Origin of the sequence: Pseudomonas sp. 58 R 3, assembly GCF_900006605.1 — a bacterium.
GTDB classification, from domain to species: domain Bacteria; phylum Pseudomonadota; class Gammaproteobacteria; order Pseudomonadales; family Pseudomonadaceae; genus Aquipseudomonas; species Aquipseudomonas salomonii.
In genome coordinates this window covers 571,879-592,078 of record NZ_CVTT01000038.1, presented here as the reverse complement: position 1 = coordinate 592,078, position 20,200 = coordinate 571,879, and the positions used below count along the sequence as shown (strand labels likewise).

27 protein-coding genes and 1 tRNA gene are annotated in these 20,200 nt (G+C 58.7%); 12 read left to right on the top strand and 16 right to left on the bottom strand.

The genetic code is table 11. From position 1 onward, the window contains the following. The first annotated feature begins 170 nt into the window (after nucleotides 1-170). The gene (locus BFP92_RS08535) at nucleotides 171-1,475 is read left to right on the top strand and encodes an MFS transporter (protein ID WP_065929136.1); all 1,305 of its coding nucleotides are present in this window, start codon (nucleotides 171-173) and stop codon (nucleotides 1,473-1,475) included. Continuing rightward, a complete protein-coding gene (locus BFP92_RS08530) occupies nucleotides 1,475-2,233 on the top strand; it encodes a substrate-binding domain-containing protein (RefSeq protein WP_065929135.1) in 759 nt (252 codons plus the stop codon). Before BFP92_RS08535 ends, BFP92_RS08530 begins: the two co-directional genes overlap by 1 nt. On the opposite strand, the gene BFP92_RS08525 is transcribed toward BFP92_RS08530, so the two are convergent. Beyond that, nucleotides 2,225-3,127, bottom strand: a complete 903-nt coding sequence (locus tag BFP92_RS08525; RefSeq protein ID WP_065929290.1) for a LysR family transcriptional regulator — start codon at nucleotides 3,125-3,127, stop codon at nucleotides 2,225-2,227. The two genes, BFP92_RS08530 and BFP92_RS08525, sit on opposite strands and share 9 nt — an antisense overlap. Before the next feature lie 344 nt (nucleotides 3,128-3,471). On the opposite strand from BFP92_RS08525, the gene BFP92_RS08520 reads away from it, so the two are divergent. From BFP92_RS08520 to BFP92_RS08505, 4 genes are all read left to right on the top strand, one after another. Next, nucleotides 3,472-3,753 (top strand): ribbon-helix-helix domain-containing protein, encoded by a 282-nt coding sequence (locus tag BFP92_RS08520; protein ID WP_065929289.1) that lies wholly within the window; start codon nucleotides 3,472-3,474, stop codon nucleotides 3,751-3,753. Beyond that, a complete protein-coding gene (locus tag BFP92_RS08515; protein WP_065929134.1) occupies nucleotides 3,750-4,064 on the top strand; it encodes a type II toxin-antitoxin system RelE/ParE family toxin in 315 nt (104 codons plus the stop codon). Before BFP92_RS08520 ends, BFP92_RS08515 begins: the two co-directional genes overlap by 4 nt. Before the next feature lie 50 nt (nucleotides 4,065-4,114). After that, complete coding sequence (locus BFP92_RS08510; protein ID WP_065929288.1) at nucleotides 4,115-4,993, top strand: SMP-30/gluconolactonase/LRE family protein; 879 nt, start codon at nucleotides 4,115-4,117, stop codon at nucleotides 4,991-4,993. Between the two features lie 170 nt (nucleotides 4,994-5,163). After that, nucleotides 5,164-5,373: a cold-shock protein gene (locus tag BFP92_RS08505; protein ID WP_065929133.1), complete on the top strand. Its 210-nt coding sequence runs from the start codon at nucleotides 5,164-5,166 to the stop codon at nucleotides 5,371-5,373. 378 nt (nucleotides 5,374-5,751) lie between these two features. On the opposite strand, the gene BFP92_RS08495 is transcribed toward BFP92_RS08505, so the two are convergent. The 5 genes from BFP92_RS08495 to BFP92_RS08475 all read right to left on the bottom strand — a co-directional run bounded on the left by BFP92_RS08495 (nucleotide 5,752) and on the right by BFP92_RS08475 (nucleotide 8,615). Then, the gene (locus tag BFP92_RS08495) at nucleotides 5,752-6,519 is read right to left on the bottom strand and encodes an anti-sigma factor family protein (protein WP_065929131.1); all 768 of its coding nucleotides are present in this window, start codon (nucleotides 6,517-6,519) and stop codon (nucleotides 5,752-5,754) included. Next, nucleotides 6,516-7,013 (bottom strand): RNA polymerase sigma factor, encoded by a 498-nt coding sequence (locus BFP92_RS08490; RefSeq protein ID WP_065929130.1) that lies wholly within the window; start codon nucleotides 7,011-7,013, stop codon nucleotides 6,516-6,518. The genes BFP92_RS08495 and BFP92_RS08490 overlap by 4 nt, the downstream gene beginning before the upstream one ends. A gap of 60 nt (nucleotides 7,014-7,073) precedes the next feature. Continuing rightward, a complete protein-coding gene (locus BFP92_RS08485; RefSeq protein WP_065929129.1) occupies nucleotides 7,074-7,625 on the bottom strand; it encodes a tetratricopeptide repeat protein in 552 nt (183 codons plus the stop codon). Between the two features lie 40 nt (nucleotides 7,626-7,665). Continuing rightward, nucleotides 7,666-8,217 carry a cytochrome b gene (locus BFP92_RS08480; RefSeq protein WP_065929128.1) on the bottom strand — a complete coding sequence of 184 codons (552 nt, stop codon included), beginning with the start codon at nucleotides 8,215-8,217 and terminating at the stop codon, nucleotides 7,666-7,668. A 143-nt stretch (nucleotides 8,218-8,360) separates the two neighbouring features. Then, nucleotides 8,361-8,615, bottom strand: coding sequence for a hypothetical protein (locus BFP92_RS08475; protein ID WP_065929127.1), 255 nt, complete (start codon nucleotides 8,613-8,615; stop codon nucleotides 8,361-8,363). Between the two features lie 274 nt (nucleotides 8,616-8,889). Here BFP92_RS08475 and BFP92_RS08470 point away from each other — a divergent pair, with 274 nt between their 5' ends. Both BFP92_RS08470 and BFP92_RS08465 read left to right on the top strand, forming a co-directional pair. Then, nucleotides 8,890-9,762 (top strand): DUF6216 family protein, encoded by an 873-nt coding sequence (locus BFP92_RS08470; RefSeq protein ID WP_065929126.1) that lies wholly within the window; start codon nucleotides 8,890-8,892, stop codon nucleotides 9,760-9,762. Nucleotides 9,763-10,113: 351 nt separating this feature from the next. Then, the gene (locus BFP92_RS08465) at nucleotides 10,114-11,340 is read left to right on the top strand and encodes an MFS transporter (RefSeq protein ID WP_065929125.1); all 1,227 of its coding nucleotides are present in this window, start codon (nucleotides 10,114-10,116) and stop codon (nucleotides 11,338-11,340) included. Between the two features lie 73 nt (nucleotides 11,341-11,413). On the opposite strand, the gene BFP92_RS08460 is transcribed toward BFP92_RS08465, so the two are convergent. Further along, nucleotides 11,414-11,680: a DUF6124 family protein gene (locus BFP92_RS08460; RefSeq protein ID WP_065929124.1), complete on the bottom strand. Its 267-nt coding sequence runs from the start codon at nucleotides 11,678-11,680 to the stop codon at nucleotides 11,414-11,416. A 528-nt stretch (nucleotides 11,681-12,208) separates the two neighbouring features. Between BFP92_RS08460 and BFP92_RS08455 the strand changes: the two genes are divergently transcribed. Continuing rightward, the gene (locus BFP92_RS08455; protein WP_026013721.1) at nucleotides 12,209-12,448 is read left to right on the top strand and encodes a type II toxin-antitoxin system RelB/DinJ family antitoxin; all 240 of its coding nucleotides are present in this window, start codon (nucleotides 12,209-12,211) and stop codon (nucleotides 12,446-12,448) included. After that, nucleotides 12,438-12,725: a type II toxin-antitoxin system RelE family toxin gene (locus BFP92_RS08450; RefSeq protein ID WP_065929123.1), complete on the top strand. Its 288-nt coding sequence runs from the start codon at nucleotides 12,438-12,440 to the stop codon at nucleotides 12,723-12,725. Before BFP92_RS08455 ends, BFP92_RS08450 begins: the two co-directional genes overlap by 11 nt. 69 nt (nucleotides 12,726-12,794) lie before the next feature. Here the strand turns inward: BFP92_RS08450 and BFP92_RS08445 are convergent, their stop codons facing one another. The 7 genes from BFP92_RS08445 to dapA all read right to left on the bottom strand — a co-directional run bounded on the left by BFP92_RS08445 (nucleotide 12,795) and on the right by dapA (nucleotide 17,437). Then, complete coding sequence (locus BFP92_RS08445) at nucleotides 12,795-13,244, bottom strand: type VII toxin-antitoxin system HepT family RNase toxin (protein WP_065929122.1); 450 nt, start codon at nucleotides 13,242-13,244, stop codon at nucleotides 12,795-12,797. Further along, a complete protein-coding gene (locus BFP92_RS08440) occupies nucleotides 13,234-13,629 on the bottom strand; it encodes a type VII toxin-antitoxin system MntA family adenylyltransferase antitoxin (RefSeq protein ID WP_065929121.1) in 396 nt (131 codons plus the stop codon). Before BFP92_RS08440 ends, BFP92_RS08445 begins: the two co-directional genes overlap by 11 nt. A gap of 119 nt (nucleotides 13,630-13,748) precedes the next feature. Next, nucleotides 13,749-13,838, bottom strand: a tRNA-Ser gene (locus tag BFP92_RS08435). A gap of 83 nt (nucleotides 13,839-13,921) precedes the next feature. Further along, on the bottom strand, nucleotides 13,922-14,635 hold the full coding sequence (gene purC, locus BFP92_RS08430) for a phosphoribosylaminoimidazolesuccinocarboxamide synthase (protein ID WP_065929120.1): 714 nt from the start codon (nucleotides 14,633-14,635) through the stop codon (nucleotides 13,922-13,924). A 27-nt stretch (nucleotides 14,636-14,662) separates the two neighbouring features. After that, complete coding sequence (locus tag BFP92_RS08425; protein ID WP_065929119.1) at nucleotides 14,663-15,421, bottom strand: MBL fold metallo-hydrolase; 759 nt, start codon at nucleotides 15,419-15,421, stop codon at nucleotides 14,663-14,665. A gap of 4 nt (nucleotides 15,422-15,425) precedes the next feature. Next, nucleotides 15,426-16,541 carry an outer membrane protein assembly factor BamC gene (gene bamC, locus BFP92_RS08420; RefSeq protein ID WP_065929118.1) on the bottom strand — a complete coding sequence of 372 codons (1,116 nt, stop codon included), beginning with the start codon at nucleotides 16,539-16,541 and terminating at the stop codon, nucleotides 15,426-15,428. 17 nt (nucleotides 16,542-16,558) lie between these two features. Next, nucleotides 16,559-17,437 carry a 4-hydroxy-tetrahydrodipicolinate synthase gene (dapA, locus tag BFP92_RS08415; protein WP_056857365.1) on the bottom strand — a complete coding sequence of 293 codons (879 nt, stop codon included), beginning with the start codon at nucleotides 17,435-17,437 and terminating at the stop codon, nucleotides 16,559-16,561. Between the two features lie 273 nt (nucleotides 17,438-17,710). On the opposite strand from dapA, the gene BFP92_RS08410 reads away from it, so the two are divergent. Together BFP92_RS08410 and BFP92_RS08405 are read left to right on the top strand one after the other, a co-directional pair. Continuing rightward, nucleotides 17,711-18,271: a glycine cleavage system transcriptional repressor gene (locus tag BFP92_RS08410; protein WP_017137336.1), complete on the top strand. Its 561-nt coding sequence runs from the start codon at nucleotides 17,711-17,713 to the stop codon at nucleotides 18,269-18,271. A 10-nt stretch (nucleotides 18,272-18,281) separates the two neighbouring features. Then, nucleotides 18,282-18,755: a peroxiredoxin gene (locus tag BFP92_RS08405; protein WP_065929117.1), complete on the top strand. Its 474-nt coding sequence runs from the start codon at nucleotides 18,282-18,284 to the stop codon at nucleotides 18,753-18,755. Nucleotides 18,756-18,793: 38 nt separating this feature from the next. Here the strand turns inward: BFP92_RS08405 and BFP92_RS08400 are convergent, their stop codons facing one another. Further along, the gene (locus tag BFP92_RS08400) at nucleotides 18,794-19,864 is read right to left on the bottom strand and encodes an AI-2E family transporter (RefSeq protein ID WP_017137334.1); all 1,071 of its coding nucleotides are present in this window, start codon (nucleotides 19,862-19,864) and stop codon (nucleotides 18,794-18,796) included. 30 nt (nucleotides 19,865-19,894) lie between these two features. Next, complete coding sequence (locus BFP92_RS08395; RefSeq protein ID WP_010212198.1) at nucleotides 19,895-20,134, bottom strand: sulfurtransferase TusA family protein; 240 nt, start codon at nucleotides 20,132-20,134, stop codon at nucleotides 19,895-19,897. Nucleotides 20,135-20,200 lie beyond the last annotated feature (66 nt).

The window sequence follows — 20,200 nt, the reverse complement described above, 5'->3', positions numbered from 1 at the left end:
TCACTTCTGAAGCATAGAACAGCAGTGAGATTTTGGCGGACCTGCCGATTGATAGCCAATATGCATCAATCCATCCAAATTACTCACTTATCATTTCTAAATGTGTCAGCCACTATCCGCGGTCTTAAGCGAAACAAGCACTTTAAAAAGAACGCTGGAGACACAAAACCATGACTAGCCCTTCCCGGCCCGACTCTGCCCGCTCTAAAGTGGGTGCGGTATTCCGCGTTACTTCGGGCAACTTCCTCGAACAGTTCGACTTCTTTCTGTTCGGCTTCTACGCCACCTATATCGCTGCCGCGTTCTTCCCCGCCGCTAATGAGTTTGCGTCATTAATGATGACCTTCGCCGTGTTCGGTGCAGGCTTCCTGATGCGGCCTCTGGGCGCAATTATCCTGGGTGCCTATATCGATGACGTCGGTCGTCGCAAAGGCTTGATCGTGACCCTGTCGATCATGGCCAGCGGTACGCTGCTGATCGTGCTCGTGCCGGGCTATCAGACCATTGGCCTGTGGGCACCGTTGCTGGTGCTGCTGGGCCGCCTGCTGCAAGGCTTCTCGGCTGGCGCAGAACTGGGCGGCGTGTCGGTGTACCTGTCTGAAATGGCCACGCCGGGCCGTAAAGGCTTCTACACCAGCTGGCAGTCGGGCAGCCAACAGATCTCCATCGTAGTGGCCGCCGCACTGGGCTACGGCCTGAATGTGTGGATGGAACCGTCGGTCGTGGCCGATTGGGGCTGGCGCATTCCGTTCGCCCTCGGCTGCGTGATCATCCCGTTCATCTTCGTGCTGCGTCGCAACTTGCAGGAAACCGAAGAATTCGCCAACCGCAAGCATCGCCCGACCATGCGCGAAGTGCTGGCAACCCTGGTGAAAAACTGGAGCGTGGTGATCGGCGGCATGCTGATGGTGGCCATGACCACCACCGCGTTCTACCTGATCACGGTGTACGCGCCGACCTTCGGCAAGACCGTGCTGCACTTGAGCACCTCCGACGCCCTGCTGGTGACCTTGCTGGTAGCCGTGTCGAACTTTGTCTGGCTGCCGATCGGCGGCACCCTGAGCGACCGCTTTGGCCGCAAGCCGGTGCTGGTCGCAATGACCGCCCTGACCGTGATCACCGCCTACCCGGCGCTGTCGTTCGTGGTCAACGCACCGAGTTTTGCGCATATGCTCGAAACCCTGCTGTGGTTCTCGTTCCTGTACGGCATGTACAACGGCGCGATGATCCCGGCGCTGACCGAAATCATGCCGGTGGAAGTGCGCGTGGCGGGCTTCTCCCTGGCCTATAGCCTGGCAACGGCGGTCTTCGGTGGCTTCACACCGGCGATCTCCACGTGGTTCATTCACATCACCGAAGACAAAGCCTCGCCGGCCTATTGGATGATGTTTGCCGCGGCATGCGCGCTGTGCTCGACCCTGGCGCTGTACCGTCGTGCCAACACGCGCGGCCAGGTCATGCAGGGGGCGGTGTAATGAGGATGCTATTGAAAACCCTGACGGCCCTGGCCCTCGGTGCCCTGGCACTGACGGCCCAGGCCGAACAGCTCAAGGTGATGACCTCCGGCGGTTTCACCGCCGCCTATAAACTGCTCGGCCCGCAATATGCCCAGCACAGCGGCGACACCCTGGACACCATCCTCGGCCCGTCGATGGGCAAGGCGCCGGAAGCGATCCCCAACCGCCTGGCCCGTGGCGAACACGCCGACGTGGTGATCATGGTCGGCTATGCCCTGGACGACTTGATCAAACAAGGCAAGGTCGACCCTGCGTCCCGCGTGGAACTGGCGGATTCGCGCATCGGCCTGGTCGTCAAAGAAGGTGCGGCCAAACCGGCGATCGGCACCGATGCCGAGCTGAAGGCAGTGCTGAGCAAAGCCAAGTCCGTGGCGTATTCGGACAGCGCCAGCGGTGTGTATGTCGAGAAGGAGCTGTTCAAGAAGCTCGGCATGCCCGCCAAGGGCACGATGGTCGAGCGCACCCCGGTGGCCGAAAAGGTCGCCAAGGGTGATTACGAGGTGGGCCTGCAACAGGTGGCGGAATTGTTGCCGGTGCCGGGCGTGACGTACGTGGGCAAGATCCCGGAAGACGTGCAATCGGTGACGCGTTTTGCGGCGGGCATTCCGGTCAACGCCGAACACCCGGCGCAGGCCAAGGCATTGTTGCAATTCCTGGCCTCGCCCGAAGCGCAACCGGTGGTGCAATCCACCGGCCTGGACTCGGTGTCACACTGACCGAAACGGCATCTCGCGCACCAACCGCTCCAACTCCAGCGCCGCTGGCGGCAATGTCCGCCCGCGGCGTTTTATCAAGCCCACATGGCGCATCACCTGCGGCTCGATCAGCGGCACACTCACCAGAATAGGGTGTTCGCACGCCGGCATCGCAATCGACGGCACCATCGCCACGCCCAGCCCCGCCTCCACCAGCCCGATCATGGTGGTCACGTGATGGGTCTCGCAGATACTCGGTTTTTTCACCCGCACGCCGCGCAACGCCTGGTCCAGCAGGAAGCGGTTGCCCGAGGTTTTGTCCACGGTGATGTAGTCGTGCTCGTAGGCCTCAGCCCAGCTCACGCTGTCGCGTTCGGCCAATAGATGGTCACGGCGGCAGGCCAGCACATAGCGCTCCTGGAACAGCAACTCGAACTCCACCTCATCGGCCAGGCTGCCGCTGAAACTCACGCCGAAATCCGCCTCGCCGCTTTCCACCGCATTGCACACCTCGCCCGCACTGGCATCCAGTACGCGCAGGCGAATCTTCGGGTACAGCTTGTGGAATTCGGAGATCACGTGGGGCATGAAGTAATACGCGGTGGACGGCACACAGGCGATGGTGACGTTGCCCATGCGCGTGGAGGCGACGTTGCTGATCCCCATCAAGGCGATGTCGAGGTCGTCGAGAATGCGCTCCACCTGAGGCAGGAACGCACGCCCGACCATGGTCAGGCTGACCCGCCGCGTGGTGCGCTCGAACAGCTTGACGTCGAGGGCGGATTCGAGCTTTTCGATACGTCGGCTGAGGGCCGGCTGCGAGATGCGGATGGCCTCGGCGGCGCCGCGAAAACTGCCCTTGTCTACCACGGCGCGGAAGGCTTGGAGGTCGTTGAGGTCGAAGTTGATGATCACGGGGGATGGGCCAGTGTGGTCGATTTGGGGGGCATTATCATACGGCCGGTGGTAAGGCGCCATGCGTGCCGGGGGCAGGTTGCGTTAATAACCCTGCTACAAATATGAAGTCATACATATCAGTGCGTTATTGGCCGAGTGGCGCCACGCAGTCGCGAAAAAGCGTCAATACTTGCGTCCTGAGTTACTCAAAGGAGAGAGAAACGCCCATGGAAACCTGCCAGAACCCCTACCTGTTTTGGATCGACGATGAGACGCCCGACACCGACATCGGTCAGTTGCTCCTTGCAACACGCCAATGGTCAAGTAGGATTGAATCCTACCCACTATCTGCGGGCTTCGACATACGCTCAACCCAGCAAATGAGTATTACCTTGCCACTCGAAATGGCCGCCCTGGTCAAAGCCAAGGTCACTTGCGGTGAATACGCGAGCGAAAGTGAAGTGATACGCGACGGCCTCAGGGCGCTGATGGCCCGTGACCGTGCCATGGAAGACTGGTTGCGCGACCAGGTGATCCCTGCCGCAGCCGCCCTCGATGCAGCCCCTGGCCGAGCGCTCTCCACCGAGCAGGTTCGCGACCACATGGCAGCCAAGCGCCGGCGAACCGGTACTGAACAACCGTGAGTTATTCGGTCGCCTTTGCACCAAAGGCATTAACCCAACTCGAAGCCCTCGAAGACTACATCAGCAAAACCGAAGCCCCCGACGTTGCAGCACGTTTTGTCGACAACATCATCAGCTACTGCGACAGCCTTAGCGTGTCTCCATTGCGCGGTAAATGCCGTAACGACCTGCTGCCTGCCTTGCGCATCATCCATTACCGGCACACCACCGCCATCGCATTCAGCGGGGCCGCCGAGACTGAAACCGTGTCAATCCTGGGCGTGTTTTACGGCGGCCAGGATTATGCTGCCCAATTTCAGAATCACGGATGAGAGCAAGCCTCACGCCCACCTACGGTGTGCCCAAAAACACGGAAGAAAAAATGACTGACACCCCAAATCCGCGTCGACCTTTGCTCTGGGGGTTAAGCCTGACCGGCTTGCTGGTCGTCGCCACCCTGGGATTCTTCGCCTGGCAAAGTTTCTACCCCGTCAGCGCCGCGACCGGCTGGAGTGTGCAAACCGTGCACCGTGACGTGCCCAAAGCCGCTTCATTGATGCCCATGCCGGATGGCTCGCTGATGATCAGCCAGGAGCTCAATGATGCCAAAGGCAGCATCGTGCGTATCCATCCCGATGGGCGACGCGATGTGGTAGTGGGCAACCTGTCCAAACCCGACGGCATGTTCGCCACCCACGGCGGCTGGGTCTTCAGCCAGGAAACCGGCAACGCCCCGGTCAGCTTTCTCAAGGATGGTGTGGTTAGCGAGCTGTTTCGCGGCGAAAACGTACAAGGCCTGTGGGTTGAGGGCGACGACCTCTACGCCATCGAAGACCGCAAGGACAACGGGCGGCTATTGCGTTATCGCTGGGGTGACCGGTCGCTGACGGTCATACGCGACAAGCTGCACGAAGGCGAATCCATCACCCGTTGCACCGATGGCCGAATGCTCTACACCGAAAAGAAAAAAGGCGTGGTGCGCGAGCTGACCGATGACGGCAGCGATCCGGTGATGCTGGCAGGGTTGAACAAACCGACGTTCTTGATGTGCGATGAGCGAGGGCTGTGGGTGAATGAGGATTCGACGCACCGTGCCAGGTTGTTGCTGATTGATAAGCAGGGGCAACAACAGACGATTTTGTCGTTTCTCAAAGCGCCGCAGTCGATTGTGCCGACGGATCGAGGCACTTATTTGCTGGCCGAAGGTGGGCGCAATCGGGTGCTGGAACTGACGCCGGCGGTACGCACAGTGTCGCCCTAAAACCTCGCAGTATGTGCCCATTTTGAAGTCCGTAAACCTGTCAGGAATGACAGTACCGCTGGTCCCGCAGAGCGTTGACTCGAAGTCGGTTTGGGCCTTTTCTTATAGATACGGCTACCGGTAAATCGGTGGCTTTAAGCGGGCAATTTTGGATTGGAGGGATAGATAAAATGGGCGATAGACAAACTGGAACAGTGAAGTGGTTCAACGACGAAAAGCACTTTGGATTTATCACACCGCAGAGTGGAGACGACCTTCTCGTTGATTTCAGCACTACTCAAGCGGGCGGTATCAAGACATTAAAAGAAGGACAACAAGTCACTTTTGTTGCCATCAGGAGAAAAAAAGGCATGCAAGCCGAAGAGGTTCAAGTGATTTGAATGGCGATTTGCATACAGCCATAACCCGCCCGAAACAGATAGCGCACTGCACTGAAACAGGAGGACGGCCATGCCCACAAAGACTCCACAGACTGCCAACGTCACCCGCAGTGCACCCCATCACCGCGCAGTTGCCTACGATGAACAGGACATCTTCTTTCGCACCCCCCCCCCCTCTCGCCAGAGTGGGTTGGTGGTGCGAGAGGGGCAAAGTGTCACCTATGACCTGGTAAGAGGGCCTGACGGAGAGTGGGTGGCAGCCAATATCGAGAGTGTGGAGGAACCCACGCTGAATTAGCGCGCCCACACCTGCGGGCTACGAAAAAACGCCTGCGCACTACTGACCAGCGTCTCCAGGCAAACGACGACTCACTGAGATCAAGCCAGCAAGCGCCGTTCGACGCCACTGGCCATGTGCTGCAAATCCTCCACGGGGTTTCGCCCAATCAGCATGAAAGCATGGGCAGGATTGGCCCAATACACCACGTTCAGGCCTCGGCGCTGCTCGCTGGCCAGCGGCTGCAGGCCCTTTTTACTGGCGGTAATGCACAGTGCCAAAGGGCCGTGGCGTGGATCGAGGTAGGTGAGTTGGCCGATCAACACGCCGTCATAGTCGAGGATCTGCGCCCGTCGGAATTCGGCGCCGGGCAGGCTCACGGACTCAGGCGATAACGACACACCCAATTGTGCGCCCACAGAGGTCAACTGGGCCGTGTGAGAGGCCGCATCCAAGCTGAGGTTTTCCAGAGTCTGTGGCGTGTACAAGGCCATGTATTCGGCCACCGAGGCTCGCCAGCCCTGGCCGGATTCAGCACGCTGCCACCCCATGAACAGGCGATCGGCCGCCACGCCGGCCACCGCGAAGCTCGCGGCCACGGCAAGAAAACGCCGACGGCTCCAGGCTTGGGGCGGTGCCGGTGGCAAGGCGTTGAGCATGGCGTGCAGGCGTTCAGTCGGGGCGTGTTCCAGCACCGTGTCGAAGGCAGCCTTGAACGGCAAGTCGGCGCAGCGCAATGTGTCCAGGCGTGCGGCAAGCGCCGGGTCAACGCTGGCCTGGTCGGCGATCCGTTGATGGTGGTCGGTGCTCAGTTCGCCATCCAGATAAGCCACTAGCTGCTCATCGGACGGTGTATCGGTATGGCTCATCGCCGTTCTCCGTTGGCTTTATCCTGCTGGGCTGTCGGGGAGGCGGCTTCGGCAAGCTTAATGCGAGCAGCGGCCAGCCGGCTCATCACCGTGCCGATAGGTATCTGCAGGATTTCGGCAATTTCCTTGTATGAAAGCCCTTCGACATACGCCAGAAACACCGTTTCACGCTGCGCTTCGGGCAAGCCGTTAACGCGCTTGATCACCTGCGCAGCGAGGATTTGCTCCTGTGCCTGGCTTTCACCATCAAACGACAATGCCTGTTCGGCATCGACAAACCCCTGCCCCTGGCGCACCCGTTGCGAGCGCAGTTCGTTGAGCCAGATCGAATGCATGATCGCCAGCAACCAACGATCCAGGCGCGTGCCGGCCACAAATTGCCCGGCACGCTCCAAGGCCCTGACGCAGGTGGCTTGCACCAGGTCTTCGGCCAGGTGCTTTTGTCGCGACAACACCCACCCGTATCGCCATAACCTTGGCAACAACTGGCCCAACTCGCGGCGAAACTCAGCGTCCCGAACGATGGCTGCCTCCTGCCGATGGACTCATGGCATTCAAGCCTGTGGCGCTGCGGCGATGGCTGCGGCCAGGTCTTCGTATTCTTCGCAGGTGGTACTGCACAAGGCTTTGATTTTCACCAGTTGCTCTTGCGCAAGGTCGACCCGGCCCTTGATCACATAGGCCTCGCCCAGGTACTCGCGAACCTGTGCGTAGTTGGGGTCGAGAGCGACCGACTTCAGGTAATAACCGATGCCTTCATCGGTGCGCCCCAGCTTGCGCGTGGCGTAGCCGCGATAGTTGAGGGCCTTGGCGGTGTTGGGATTTTGCAGGGTGTCGAGCAAGGCCAGCGCCTCATCAAAGCGCCCGTCCTCGGCCAGGCGGTAGGCGTAATCGGTGCGATCGGCATCGGAGGTGGCCTTGCTGGTTTGCAGCACGCACTTGCCGGTCTTGGTGTCCCAAACCTGGCCTTTGGGGCAGTTGGGCTTGGGTGGGGCCGACTCATCGCCGGAGGCGTGGGCCTGGCCTGCGAGTAAAGCGGCGGCCAGGCAAGCGCCGAAGAACAGCGCGGTGCGGTAGGTGACGGGGTGTTGGTGGCGAGCCTTCATGGTTGTCTTACTCCGTAACGATAGGGAGGAAACATCACTGTTAAAGCGCATTGCGTGAACCCGGCAGCATGCGGCGTAAGGTGCTGTCGCCCAGCACGTAGTGATGCCAGAGCGCAGCCACGGCATGCACGCCCGCCAGCAGGATAATCGCCCAGGCCACATTGTTATGCAGGCCGCCCAAGGTGCCCCGCCAGGCATGATCGATCACAAAAGGCGCGGGCACGGTAAACAGTCCGAAAAAATTGAAAGGCTCGCCTTGAGCCCAGCGAAACAGGAAGCCCAACATAATCTGCGACACCAGCAACAGGTACAGGCAACCATGCGCCAATTTCGCCAGCAGGTTAAGCGCCGGGTGACTGTCGGCCTTGGGCCGAGTGCCGCCGAACACACGCCACAGAATCCGCGCGACAACCAGCAGCGCCATGGCGATACCTAACGAAATATGCACCGATTGCAGGCCCTTGCGCAGCGGCGTGCCCTTCTCCAGGTTTTCCCAGATATGCGCACTGGCAAACATGAAAATCACCACGGCGGCGGTCAGCCAGTGGAAGCTGCGAGTGAGGCGGTCATAGCGATCGGATGCTGTGTTCATGGACGTTTCCTGGGTGGTCTGTGGAGTGAACACCGCAGTGGCGAAAGTTATTCGGTGAGGGACGAATAATTTTTACTGATCGGGAAACGAAGAAGCCCCGCCGCTGATTCAGCGACGGGGCGTTTTTATGCGGTGTTTATGATTCAGCTGCCACGCTCTTTGTTGGCTTGAGAGAGGACCGATGCCGCCAGGGACTTGGTGTCCTCACTGTATTTATCGCTTTGAAGGGCTTTGCCGGCTTTCTCCTCCATGTGTGCGCTCGTCTGCTTATCCGTACCGGTCTGGGACAGCGCCGACGCGGCCAGGCTTTTGGCGATGGCCGAGGCGTTTGGATTATTCAAGGTTTCGGCGGCCAACGTCGCCATCGTGCTGGAGGTCTTTTTTGTGTTTTTGCTCATGGTGCATTTCCTTTGCGTTTGAGGGAAACCCTACGAGTGAACGACTCGTCGTCAGAAGATAGTGAGTTAAATATCCGTTCGCAACGAACTGGCTGTAGCCTTTGTTTTTAAAAGATGTAAGAAAGATTCCAGTGCTATGTAGTACCCGCCCAGATCGATATTCACACAATGATAATATTTGAAAAGTCGCCTTGTTTTTATTAGATTTCCGCCCGGCCGGTCACGGCAACTTCGCCTGCGCGCCGCTCTACTAACCCTTCAAGGATGACCCTGCATGTCCCAACCTGCACTCAACGACAATATCGTCACATGGACATTCCAAAACTACGCCGCCATCGTCGGGCTGCTCAGTGGCCTGGCAATATGTGCGCTGGTTTTATATATCTACTCACGCTCGGGCTCGCTGATATTTCTGCGTGACTTGATGTGGCGGTTCTTCGGTGGCTCGACCACGTTTGAAAACCCAAAATATGAAGCCACCCGCAAAGACCTGCGCGAAGTTGAATATTATCGGTTCGAATTCAATATCCCCGCGCAAAACCTGGAACACGCGCGGCAGGCGGATAAATGGATCACTGACAACAACTTCAGTTACAACGATGTGGCCAGGATCAGAAAGTACATTGACTGGAAAGACTTCACTCAGTTATCGCTTAAAGAGGCAATGATCACACCCTTCAAACGTAATGGGTTTTTGGGGTTGGGCATCTTCTTCCTGGCGATTATCAGCATTACGCCGCCATTGGCTGACTCCAGCTACCTGATGGTGTCGTTGAAAAAAGCCGCGGATGTGCCGTCTTTCTATCTGTCGGAAAACAACGCCAAATTCCATTTCTTGCCCAGTGAAACGCTGTCTGTCGACGAATGCAAATCACCGACGGCGCTGGAAAAGTTTTATAACGAGGACTTCTCTGAAGGCACCATCAATACTATTTGCACGCTGTTTCTTTCGCCCACCTACGCTGAAAACGTAAAAACCGGATTGAAAGAGCAAAAAGGCTTTTTGCTGTTCATCGCCTGCCTGTCGATATTTGCGGTTTTTTGTATTTTGACCAAGCTCTCGCGTTTGGGTGTGGCCAGGAAACTCCATGACCAGATGACCGCGCAGAGCACCCATACGCCCGCAGAGACCGCCGCTCAACCGTAAACACTGTCACTGTGGCGAGCCGGTTTGGTGTGGCAAACAGGCTCGTTGTGGCGAGCAGGCTTGCCCTGCGTTGGGCGGCGAAGCCGCCCCATCCCAGGCGCCCAGTGCCTGGAGGAAGATCGCGGCGGCAGGTTTCAGGGCCGCTACGCAGCCCAACGCAGGGCAAGCCTGCTCGCCACAGCAAGCTGGCTCACAGGCCATAAAGGCCGCCCCAGAGCGTCGAATCGATTGCACTGATGGTTATTATCGAAACGAGCGCCTGTGTGATTGCCAGCACCGGTTCCTATAATCGCCTCCACTTTCCCTCCCCTTCGCCTGGCTTCAGGCGACATTCCTTCTGGAACCGACACCATGCCAAGCCCCAGCCAGGCCCACAGCGGCCGTCCCGAACATAATCAACAAAGTGTCAAACAGCAGTGGCTGGCGATTCTCTCGGTTGCCGTAGGCGCTTTCGCCCTGGTAACCAGTGAGTTTCTGCCAGTGGGCGTGCTCAACGACGTCGCCAGCGACCTGGGCATCAGTGCCGGTCACGCCGGCCTGATGGTGACCCTGCCCGGCATCATGGCCGCCCTTGCCGCGCCTTTGCTGTCAGTCATCATTGGTGGCATGGACCGTCGTTACCTGCTGATCGGCCTGACGCTGATCATGATCATCGCCAACACCGTAGTGGCCTACGCCAGCGACTTCAGCCTGCTGCTGTTCGGCCGTGTCCTGCTCGGCATCAGCATCGGCGGCTTCTGGGCCACGGCGATTGCCCTCAGCGGCCGCTTGGCACCCAAGGGCGTGGGCGTAGCGAAGGCTACCTCGATCATCATGATGGGCGTGACCCTGGCCACCGTGCTGGGCGTGCCCGTCGGCACCTGGCTCAGCGGCCTGATGGGCTGGCGCATGACCTTCCTGGTGACCGCAATTGTGGGCGTGCCGGTGCTGCTGGCGCAGGTGTTCCTGCTGCCGCGACTCACTCCGGAAAAAGCCATCCAGATCCGTGACCTGCCGGCCTTGTTTATCAACCCACAAGCGCGGGTCGGCTTGATCGCCGTGCTGCTGATCGGCCTGGCGCACTTTGCTGCCTACACCTATGTCGCGCCGTTCTTCAAAAACAGTTCCGGCTTCGACGGCCCAACCATCGGTTCGCTGTTGCTGCTGTATGGCGTGGCCGGCGTGATGGGCAACGTCTTCGCCGGTTTCGCCGCCAACCGCAGCGTGCGCCACACCCTGCTGCTGGTCGCGCTGATGATCGGCACCAGCACCGCGCTATTCCCTCACTTCGCCACTGGCATGACCGGCGCCGCAATGCTGATCGCACTCTGGGGCTTCGCCTTTGGCGCCTTCCCGGCATGCGCGAGTATCTGGATGTTTGTAGTCGCGCCTAAAGACGTCGAACGCGGCATGCCACTGTTCGTTGCCCTGTTTCAGGTGATTATCGCCTTGGGTTCGTTCTTTGGCGGCCGGATCGTCGACCAGATGGGCAGCGCAATGCTCTTGAGCCTGGCCACGGCGCTGGTGGGGCTTGGGTTTGTGACCGTGCTGGTGTTGGGGCGTAATGTGAGTAATAGCTTGGCGGTGCAGCCTGGCTGATACGACTCGGTAACAACTAAAAAGCCTGCTGAGCATTGAGCTCGGCAGGCTTTTTTTGTTTCAGGGTATTGGGTTAGTTGCCTGGTTTATCCGTTGGGACATGACGCTCAAGTGCAGCGTCCACCAGTGCCTGAGCATTCTCGATCAATTGCGCCAGGCCCATGATTACGGGTGACTGCGTGCTGTCCGGGTCTTCGGCGCATTGGTAGGCGGTTTGAAGGGCGGATGCGAGGATTTCGGAGGCGTTGGCCAGGGCTTCTTCGGTGCCGACGTCGGCGCCTACGTGGAAGATTTTGCGCGGGGGAAACTCGGAATCAGAATCAGGGTTGGTCATGTTCATTTTGTAGCTCCTGTATGCAATGGGAGCTGTCACATTCCGCTGTCAAACAGAATCAGGTGGCAGCTATGCGCGGGTTGACAGACCGGTATACAGGACCCGGCGCACCCGAAGATGCCCCACGCACAGCCGCCATAAAACGACGTCACAGCAGAAAAGGCCTGTAATCGTATGGAGGTCGTACACCTGTATATCGGTCTGTCAAAACCGGTCGCCATGAGGGCGACGGCGGAAGGTTAGCGTCCTGCCTCAACCAGTGCAAGCTCGTGAGGGAGCTGCAGAGCCAACGCCACGGGTAATCACGCTTATGGAAATGCCCAGTAACGAGTGTTCCCAAAATGAAGCTTGTGCACTCAAGCCCCTGGGCTAGCCTAAAAAAGATCGCTTGTGTACTGAGGAGCTTCTATGACACATGGACATTGTGATGCGCTGACAAGGGAGTATGCGAACGCCATACGTCCCGACAAACTTGCCAATAGGCCTCTCCTGGTCCACTGTAATGACCATTGTTATTACACGAGCATCTTTCCCATGGCGACTATAAGCATCCGTATCGATGACGACCTGAAAGCGCGCGCCTATCTCGAACTGGAAAAGCTCGGCGTTACGCCTTCCGAACTGATGCGCCAGGCCCTGCAATATGTGGCGGACCGCGGCCAGCTACCTTTCAAGCCCGTTCTGATGACAGAGGAAGATGAAGCGTTGATGGCCACCGTCCGGGAACGATTGGCATCGCCTCAACGGGTAAAGGTTTCTATAGATGACCTATAGCCTTGATTTCGATGCGCGTGCATTGAAGGAGTGGCAAAAGCTCGGCGACACCATTCGTCAGCAGCTCAAGAAGAAGCTGGTGGAAATCCTGAACAACCCACGCATTGAAGCCAATCGCCTGCATGACCTGCCCGACTGCTACAAAATCAAGCTACGCAGCAGCGGTTACAGGCTAGTTTATCAGGTGATCGATCAGGAAATCACAGTGGTGGTGGTGGCCATTGATAAACGAGAGCGTGAACAGGCTTATCGTAAAGCGGGCGAGCGTTTGAGCTAGCAGTAGATCTGACATCCTTCGCAATATTGCGCTTGGACAGAAAGCCCAGGGGGACCAAGTCAAGCTCGTTCAAATGAACCCAGTATCTGCGACAACCGCTGACTGCCCTGCATCCTTAGTCAGGATAAATGCGCTAAATGCCAGAAAATCACCTAAATGCTGAGTGATGATTGCAACAGTGATCGGCAACTGAAGCGTTTGATACTCATGCACTGCGATATTGCGGAAACCGACCATGTTTTTCAGGTTGGTCAGCAGAGACGATTGGACCCAACCGCCTCGTGACAGCAACTCAAACACGTCTCGAGCACCCTGAGGAACACCCAGTCGTTCACGTCGAATTAGATGCTGTCCCATATCCAGAGCGGCCTCACACGCACGTAGAATATTAAGAATCGCCGCATCCTGACGGGTGAAGTCAGTAGCGAAACTGGCGGGGGCCTTGTCGTATTCCCCGCGAGCGCGAGCGACACAACGCTCAATGCTCGACGCTTTGTTGAAGAGCACATCATCGACCATGTACTTTCCCTTCCTTCTGGATATCGGCCAGCAACCCTGCCCTTGCAGTGTCCAGCTCGGTTTTTTCGCTGAGGATGTAACTCTCGAAAATACCTGCCTGGCTGTCCTTGTTCCAGAGCCTGCGCCCTGTTGTTATGACTTGATATTGCATGACGGTGGACGCCGCACGCAGGTCGAGTAGATCGACGGGCACTGCCACGATGTCAGCAAGCTCTCCAGCTAACCGCCACAACAGCAGCGGGTCAACAGAGCCCGCAGCAAGCACTGCCAAGTCCAGATCGCTGTCAGCATGTGCCTCGCCTGTCGCCTGACTGCCAAAGATATAAACCGCGATCAGATCAGGAATACCGACCAATAAGTGAGCCAACACTTGCTCAACGTTCATGTTGCGCCCCACGTGTCACCTGATGAATGACCGTAGCAGAAATCGCCTCGACATTTCTGCCCCAAACAAAAAACCCCCAACAACAATTAAGTTATCGGGGGTTTTTCGTTATTCAATAATGGCGGAGAGATAGGGATTCGAACCCTAGGTACCGGTGAAGGTACAACGGATTTCGAATCCGTCCCATTCGGCCACTCTGGCATCTCTCCAACGGCGCGCATCATAACAGTGTGTTTGGCGAAAGCAAACCAAAAAAGCGATTTTTTTCCGTGCTATCAGATGCTTGCGTCGATTACAGCGGTACGCCCAGACGATTGGCGACTTCTTCGTAGGCTTCGATGACGTCACCGAGGCCTTGGCGGAAGCGGTCTTTGTCCATCTTCTTCTTGGTGGCTTTGTCCCACAGGCGGCAGCCGTCCGGGCTGAATTCGTCGCCCAGGACGATGGTGCCGTCGTGGAACACGCCGAATTCGAGTTTAAAGTCGACCAGCAACAGGCCTGCGTCGTCGAACAGTTTGCTCAGCACGTCGTTGACCTTGAGGGACAACTCCTTCATGCGTACCAGTTGCTCAGCGGTGCCCCAGCCGAATGCCACGACGTGGGATTCGTTGATGAACGGGTCGCCCTTGGCGTCGTCCTTCAGGAACAGCTCGAACGTGTAAGGATTGAGCTTGAGGCCCTCTTCCACGCCCAGGCGCTTGACCAGGCTGCCGGCGGCGTAGTTACGCACGACGCATTCGACCGGGATCATGTCGAGCTTCTTGACCAGGCACTCGTTGTCGCCCAGCAGTTTGTCGAATTGGGTCGGAACGCCGGCCGCTTCGAGCTTTTGCATGATGAAGGCGTTGAACTTGTTGTTCACCATGCCTTTGCGATCGAGCTGTTCGATGCGCTTGCCGTCGAACGCCGAGGTGTCGTTGCGAAACAGCAGGATCAGGCGGTTGGCGTCGTCGGTCTTGTATACCGACTTGGCTTTGCCGCGGTAGAGTTCTTCACGTTTTTCCATGATGGGCTCCGCTTGCTAAATGGTGGGCTAGGCGATGTGTCGCCAATCGAGCCCTGAATCTTGATCGGCCAGTTGCAGCCAGTCCGGGTCGCACCCGAGGGTGTCGACAAAACATTGCCGCGCAAGCGCAGGCAGGTTGTTCTTGCTGCTCAGGTGGGCCAGGACCAGGTGTTGCAAGTCTTGCCAGCCCAACTCATACACCAGGTACGCCGCCTGGTGGTTGTTCAAATGTCCCAGTTCGCCGCCTACCCGCTGCTTGAGAAAGTAGGGGTAATGACCACGTGCCAGCAGGTCGCGGCAGTGGTTGGACTCGATCATCAAGGCATCGAGGTCACGGTAACCATCCAGTACCCTGGAGCAGTAAGAGCCCAGGTCGGTGAGCACGCCGAAACGCCGCTGGCCGCCACTGAATACATACTGCGTCGGTTCCTGGGCGTCGTGCGCCACGGCAACTACGTCGATGCTCAACGCACCGACCTGCAGCGTCTCGCCACCGGCCAGTAAACCTGCGGGTTCTATGGGTTTGCGCATCCCGCGCAAGGTGCCGCGACTCAGGTACACCGGAAGATTGTAGCGCCGAGACAGCAAACCCACGCCATGCACGTGGTCGGCATGTTCGTGGGTCACCACAATTGCGCTCAGCTGCGCGGGGTGAACCCCCAGGCGCAGCAGGCGCCGCTCGGTTTCTTTTAACGAGAAACCACAATCCACCAGCACATACGTGTCGTCATGTGCGACCAGCGTGCCGTTCCCTTGGCTACCGCTGCCGAGAACGGCAAAACGCATCGGATCAGCCCAGGTTGTCCTGAATCACGCCCAACACTTTGCGCGCTGTTTCAGCCGGCGCAACGGTGTTGATGTTCTTCTCGACGGTCACTTGTACGCTCTCGCCCACCTTGCTCAAACGAACCTGGTAGCGCTCGGCACGGGTTTCGATCTCTTCCTTGGTCGGCTTGCTGCCGAACAATTTGCCAAAGAAACCTGGTTCGTCGTCTTTCTTCTCGGCCTTTTCCGCTACGTTGATGTAGTACAGGCCCAGGCTGCGGTTGATGTCTTCAACGCGCCATGGACCTTGCTCCAACGCGCGGCCAACACTGGCCCAGGCACGGTCGAGGTCTTCACCCAGGGTGAGCACCACGTTGCCGCTGCCGTCTTCGGTGAGGCTGACGCGGTTAGGCGTGTCGAAGTTACCGGCGGCGAGCAGGGAAACCGAACCGCCCTTCTCGGAGATACGGCTCATGCTGGCCAGCATCTCGTCGACCAACGCGGCGTCTACACCCATGTTGACCGAGCGCGGGGTGAAGTCGACGTTGGCAGTGCTGCCGGCAGGACGCTCGGCGCTGACCACGTAGACTTCACTGGTATTACGCTGCACGCCTGGCTCGATGCGCACCCGCACACGGGCTTCGCTGTCGGGCGCTACACCGCTCGCCTGCAGGCGTTTGGCCATGCTGGCGGACAGTTCGCTGCCGTGCTGCCAGGCCGTGGTGAACTCACCGGTCTGCGGGCGTTGTTGATCAATGCTGAAACCGTTGTCCTGGAAGAACTGCACCGCCACCGGCCAGACTTCAGCCGGAGGGCGCTGAGCCATGATCCAGCGGTTGTCGCCGCTCTTTTGCAGGCTGTAGTCGCTGGCGTCCGCCACGGCCGAGATCGGCTGCGGGCGTGGCACCACGTACTCACCCTTGGTGGTGTCGTCGGCGACGTTGCGCGGAATTGGCAGCAACGGGTCAAGGCGCTTGGCGACGTTGACGTCCGGCGGCAATTGCATCGGTTTGGTTGCTTGTGCTTCCAGGTAATCGCTGCCGCGGTCACGGAAGTAACCTTCCGGGCCCCATACCCAACCGCAGCCACTGGTGCTGGAGATAATCAAGGCAAGTGCGGAAAGTCCGGCCAATCGCTTCATGCGTAGTGCTTCCTCAATTAAACCAGGACGCCGGACTGGCGCAGGGCCTGTCGCAGCGGTTCGTGACAGGCTTCGCTGAGCCGGGTGAGCGGCAGACGGATACCGTCCGGCATCAAGCCCATCTCAAACAGCGCCCATTTCACGGGGATAGGGTTGGATTCGATAAACAGTGTTTTGTTGAGCGGCATCAGTTGCTCGTGGATCGCACGGGCTTTTACGGCGTCACCGGCGATGGCGGCAGCACACATGTCGCTCATGGCGCGCGGCGCGACGTTGGCGGTCACCGAGATGTTGCCTTTGCCACCCAGCAGGATCAGCTCAACCGCCGTGGCGTCGTCACCGGAATACACTAGGAAGTCGCTGCTCACGCCGGCCAGGATGTCCTTGGCACGCTGCAGGTCGCCGGTGGCTTCCTTGATGCCGATGATGTTCGGCACGGTGGACAGGCGAATCACGGTCTCGGCCTTCATGTCGCAGGCCGTGCGGCCAGGAACGTTGTAGAGGATCTGCGGGATGTCGACGGCTTCGGCAATAGCCTTGAAATGCTGGTACAAGCCTTCCTGGGTCGGCTTGTTGTAGTACGGGGTTACCAGCAGGCAGGCATCGGCGCCGGCTTTCTTGGCGTTCCTGGTCAGCTCGATCGCTTCACGGGTCGAGTTGGCGCCTGTGCCGGCGATTACGGCAATGCGGCCCGCCACGCGCTTGACCACGAATTCGATGACCTGGATGTGTTCTTCCACGTCAAGGGTGGCCGATTCACCTGTGGTGCCGACCGCCACGATGGCGTTGGTGCCTTCTTGCAGGTGGAAGTCCACCAGTTTGCCAAGGCTGTCCCAGTCGAGATGACCTTGTGCATCCATGGGTGTGACCAGTGCCACCATACTGCCCGCAATCATGCAACCGCTCCTGCCGGAAAAAGAGAGCCGTAATGGTACTGGCGCCAAGATGCTTGTACAAGCGAAGTACCGCCTGAGGATGCGTTCTGGGGCAACTAAACGACGGGCAATGCCATCATTGGGCCAAAGCGCGGCTTGAAGCACGCTGAAATCAGACCGATCGCGTAATGAAAACGCCACCTCCTAGCCCTTGGCGATGGTTTTCGCTACCCTTCATCCTTTGATCGATACGGCCCACACGGTATCGACCGCTCATCGCTTTAGGAAGGCTGCATGTCCACCCCCACAGTTCGCGAACAATTCCTTGTTATCAGTGCCCTCGGCGCCAACCCCATGGAGCTGACCAACGTCCTGTGCCGCGCCAGCCATGAGAACCGCTGCGCCGTCGTGACCTCGCGCCTCACCCGCCACGGCGAGTGCAGCGCGTTGGTGCTGCAGATCTCCGGCAGTTGGGACGCCCTGGCGCGCCTCGAAACCGGCCTGCCGGGCCTGGCCAAGAAGCACAACTTCACCGTCAACGTGGTGCGCAGCGCCGCCCTGGAAAACCGCCCGCAGGCCCTGCCTTACGTGGCGTATGTCAGCTCGGCCTACCGCTCGGACATCGTCAATGAGCTGTGCCAGTTTTTCATCGACCACAACGTCGAGCTGGAAAACCTCACCTGCGACACCTACCAGGCCCCGCAAACCGGCGGCACCATGCTCAACGCCACGTTCACCGTGACCTTGCCGGCCGGCGTGCAGATCAGTTGGCTGCGTGACCAGTTCCTGGATTTCGCCGATGCCCTGAACCTCGACGCTCTGATCGAGCCATGGCGCCCACAGAACCCAATGTAAGGAAGTACCTATGCCGGTAGCCATCGACAAACCCGTGGCCGATTTCGAAGCCCAGGCCACCAGCGGCCAGACGTTCAGCCTGGCAGCCCTCAAGGGCAGACAAGTGGTGATCTACTTCTACCCGAAGGACAGCACCCCGGGTTGCACAACCGAAGGCCAGGGTTTTCGTGACCAGTACGCCGCGTTCAAGGCCGCCAACACCGAAGTGTTTGGCCTGTCGCGAGACAGCGTGAAGTCCCACGAGAACTTCAAGGCCAAGCAGGAATTCCCCTTCGAGCTGATCAGCGACAAGGATGAAGCGGTTTGCCAGCTGTTTGATGTGATCAAGCTGAAGAAGCTGTACGGCAAGGAATACCTGGGCGTGGACCGCAGCACGTTCCTGATCGACAAGGATGGCGTGCTGCGCCAGGAATGGCGTGGTGTGAAAGTGCCGGGCCATGTGGATGCGGTGCTGGCGGCGGCGCAGGCATTGAATAAGGCTTGAAGCATAATTGGGGCGAACCTTTAGTTCGCCCCAAGTATTTACAACAAAGGCGCCACCACCGGCTCTTGCCGCGGCCACGCATCCAGCACGGCCTTGAACAGCGTCGCCAGCGGGATCGCAAAAAACACACCCCAAAACCCCCACAGCCCTCCAAACAACAGCACCGCGCAGATAATCGCCACCGGGTGCAGGTTGACGGCCTCAGAGAACAGCAGCGGCACCAATACGTTGCCATCCAGGGTCTGGATAATCCCGTACACCGCCATCAGGTAGATGAACTGATCGCTCCAGCCCCACTGGAACAACGCGATCAACATCACCGGCACGGTCACCACCACCGCGCCCACATACGGCACCACCACCGATACGCCCACCAGCAAGGCCAGCAGCGCCGCGTAGTTCAGCCCGAGCGCGACAAACGCGATGTAGGTCACGCCGCCACAAATCACAATCTCAATGACTTTGCCGCGAATATAATTGGCAATCTGCCGGTTCATTTCTTCGGCCACTCGGGTGATCAGCGCCCGTTCACGCGGCAGATAGCCGCTGACCCAGCGGCCGATCATTGCGCGGTCCTTGAGGAAGAAAAACACCAGGATCGGCACCAGCACAAGGTAGATCATGATGTTGACCAGGAGCGGCAGGCTGGACAGGGAAAAAGTCAGCGCCCATTGCCCGAATTTTCCGATTTCGCCGCGCGCCACTTCAATGGCCTGCAACACCTGCTCATCCGACACCAGGTGCGGATAACGCTCCGGCAACAGCAGCAACAGCGATTGCCACTTGGCGAGCATGCCCGGCAACTCGTTGAACAAGGTGATCAACTGATGCCACAGCAATGGCAGCACCACGACGATAAACACCACCAACAGCCCCATGAACAGGGCAAACACCAGCCCAACCGCCACACCGCCAGGCAAACGCAGACGCTCCAGGGTAGTGACCAGGCCTTGCATCAGGTACGCCAGCACCATGCCCGCCAGTACCGGCGCCAGCATGCCGCCCAAGGTGAGCACGGCGGTAAAGGCCAGAAACAGCAGGACGGCCAGCACCACCGCTTCTTCATCGGAAAAATAGCGCTGAATCCAGTCTCGTAACACTTTGAACATCAATCAACCTCGGGTGGTGGGGCGAACAGTTCAGGCCTTGCGCAACCAGTAACGGTACACACCGGCGGCATCTTCTTCGTGCAGCAGGGTGTGCCCGGCCAGTTTGGCAAAGGTGCGAAAATCCCGCTGGGAGCCCGCGTCCGTGGCGATCACCTTGAGCACGGCACCGCTGGCCAAGCGGTTGAGTTCCAGCTTGGCCTTGAGCAGGGGCAGCGGGCAATTGAGGCCACTGGCATCGAGTTCGGCGTCAAAGGCTACAGCGTCGGTCATCGGTTTGCTCCAGGCATGCGTTTGGGCTGCTTAGAATATCTGGTCCGAAGCTCAGTGTCCGGCTAC

Coding starts and splice junctions, on each gene's coding strand:
- BFP92_RS08495 (WP_065929131.1), bottom strand. CDS start 6,519: ATGAGCCATACCGATACACCGTCCGATGAGCAGCTAGTGGCTTATCTG.
- BFP92_RS08510 (WP_065929288.1), top strand. CDS start 4,115: ATGACTGACACCCCAAATCCGCGTCGACCTTTGCTCTGGGGGTTAAGC.
- BFP92_RS08505 (WP_065929133.1), top strand. CDS start 5,164: ATGGGCGATAGACAAACTGGAACAGTGAAGTGGTTCAACGACGAAAAG.
- BFP92_RS08395 (WP_010212198.1), bottom strand. CDS start 20,134: ATGACCGACGCTGTAGCCTTTGACGCCGAACTCGATGCCAGTGGCCTC.
- BFP92_RS08450 (WP_065929123.1), top strand. CDS start 12,438: ATGACCTATAGCCTTGATTTCGATGCGCGTGCATTGAAGGAGTGGCAA.
- BFP92_RS08410 (WP_017137336.1), top strand. CDS start 17,711: ATGTCCACCCCCACAGTTCGCGAACAATTCCTTGTTATCAGTGCCCTC.
- BFP92_RS08485 (WP_065929129.1), bottom strand. CDS start 7,625: ATGAAGGCTCGCCACCAACACCCCGTCACCTACCGCACCGCGCTGTTC.
- BFP92_RS08460 (WP_065929124.1), bottom strand. CDS start 11,680: ATGAACATGACCAACCCTGATTCTGATTCCGAGTTTCCCCCGCGCAAA.
- BFP92_RS08535 (WP_065929136.1), top strand. CDS start 171: ATGACTAGCCCTTCCCGGCCCGACTCTGCCCGCTCTAAAGTGGGTGCG.
- BFP92_RS08405 (WP_065929117.1), top strand. CDS start 18,282: ATGCCGGTAGCCATCGACAAACCCGTGGCCGATTTCGAAGCCCAGGCC.
- BFP92_RS08470 (WP_065929126.1), top strand. CDS start 8,890: ATGTCCCAACCTGCACTCAACGACAATATCGTCACATGGACATTCCAA.
- BFP92_RS08530 (WP_065929135.1), top strand. CDS start 1,475: ATGAGGATGCTATTGAAAACCCTGACGGCCCTGGCCCTCGGTGCCCTG.
- BFP92_RS08455 (WP_026013721.1), top strand. CDS start 12,209: ATGGCGACTATAAGCATCCGTATCGATGACGACCTGAAAGCGCGCGCC.
- BFP92_RS08475 (WP_065929127.1), bottom strand. CDS start 8,615: ATGAGCAAAAACACAAAAAAGACCTCCAGCACGATGGCGACGTTGGCC.
- BFP92_RS08425 (WP_065929119.1), bottom strand. CDS start 15,421: ATGCGTTTTGCCGTTCTCGGCAGCGGTAGCCAAGGGAACGGCACGCTG.
- BFP92_RS08465 (WP_065929125.1), top strand. CDS start 10,114: ATGCCAAGCCCCAGCCAGGCCCACAGCGGCCGTCCCGAACATAATCAA.
- BFP92_RS08400 (WP_017137334.1), bottom strand. CDS start 19,864: ATGTTCAAAGTGTTACGAGACTGGATTCAGCGCTATTTTTCCGATGAA.
- bamC (WP_065929118.1), bottom strand. CDS start 16,541: ATGAAGCGATTGGCCGGACTTTCCGCACTTGCCTTGATTATCTCCAGC.
- BFP92_RS08480 (WP_065929128.1), bottom strand. CDS start 8,217: ATGAACACAGCATCCGATCGCTATGACCGCCTCACTCGCAGCTTCCAC.
- BFP92_RS08440 (WP_065929121.1), bottom strand. CDS start 13,629: ATGAACGTTGAGCAAGTGTTGGCTCACTTATTGGTCGGTATTCCTGAT.
- purC (WP_065929120.1), bottom strand. CDS start 14,635: ATGGAAAAACGTGAAGAACTCTACCGCGGCAAAGCCAAGTCGGTATAC.
- BFP92_RS08445 (WP_065929122.1), bottom strand. CDS start 13,244: ATGGTCGATGATGTGCTCTTCAACAAAGCGTCGAGCATTGAGCGTTGT.
- dapA (WP_056857365.1), bottom strand. CDS start 17,437: ATGATTGCGGGCAGTATGGTGGCACTGGTCACACCCATGGATGCACAA.